A 918-nucleotide genomic window follows, 5' to 3' on the forward strand; every position below is an offset into this window, starting at 1 on the left:
TTCATTCTTCCCCTCTTTCAATGGATTTATTTACAATAAAAAAGCTCATAAGCCTGTTGATATTTCCTGTCACCGCTTCATTAAAACAACGGTGAACAATATTGAAATGGTTAGTTGAGGAAACAATCCCGTCATTTCAAGCAAAGCAAGGATGAGGGATTGTTGACCATCACAAACAGCAAAACTTAAGGTTGGCATTCATCCGCATTTTTATATTTTTTACAAAACGGGCTGTTTAAGCGCTTTTCGACACTTCTCTTCGGGATGACAGCACCAGCCTGACAAATGGGGAGGTCTCTACCGTTAAAAGGAGAACACCAGCTAGCTCTCCCTTTATAATGGAATCCTGCTTGGATCATGCAAGCATCAATCGTTGCATTCTCATTGTTGCTTAACTTTTGAACTTCATCCTCAAGATAATTAAGGTGTGGCAAACCACACTCTAGCAATGCTTTTCCTACCTCCGTAGAATCTGCTCCTAGCTTCTCCCACACAGCCGTCTCTCCTCGAGGAGGTTTATCAATGTTTTCAATATCACATCCAGCAACCGTTAACAGAATGAGCAGGCTTAATAAATTAAACAACATTTTCATTTTTTGTTCCCTGTTCTCGTTGAATAAAGTTTGTTAAAACTAAATGAACCATAATTAATTTGACACTCACGACTCGCATCAGCATAACAATTATGGGGGCTCGGGTTAAGGCCCAAGACCGCTCTCCCCATCTCTCTGAGAGGATTAGTTGCTATAGTAAATAAACTGTTTGCTGCAAATATCATCATATAAAAAGGATTTTTTATACCTTTCTCCAAAAGTGAAAAATCTAGATTTAAAGGTGCCTTATAAGCCGTAGGCCAATTGTAACCAATCACTGTACTAATGGGGTCTAACATATGACCTTGTATGTAGATATAATTTT

At 38.7% G+C, this 918-nt stretch carries 1 protein-coding gene and 1 pseudogene; both read right to left on the reverse strand.

Annotated elements, in window-relative coordinates:
• Positions 1 to 185: 185 nt before the first annotated feature.
• Positions 186 to 593, reverse strand: coding sequence for a hypothetical protein (locus tag ACFIL8_RS11160; protein ID WP_375638875.1), 408 nt, complete (start codon positions 591 to 593; stop codon positions 186 to 188).
• Positions 590 to 918 (reverse strand): annotated as a pseudogene (locus ACFIL8_RS11165) (hypothetical protein); the annotation flags it as partial. The pseudogene ACFIL8_RS11165 and the gene ACFIL8_RS11160, both read right to left, overlap by 4 nt.

The organism is Bartonella sp. AP57NXGY, from assembly GCF_042195805.1.
Lineage (GTDB): Bacteria > Pseudomonadota > Alphaproteobacteria > Rhizobiales > Rhizobiaceae > Bartonella.

Bases quoted from the DNA above. Each gene is read 5' to 3' on its own strand.
- ACFIL8_RS11160 (WP_375638875.1), bottom strand. From the start codon at position 593: ATGAAAATGTTGTTTAATTTATTAAGCCTGCTCATTCTGTTAACGGTT.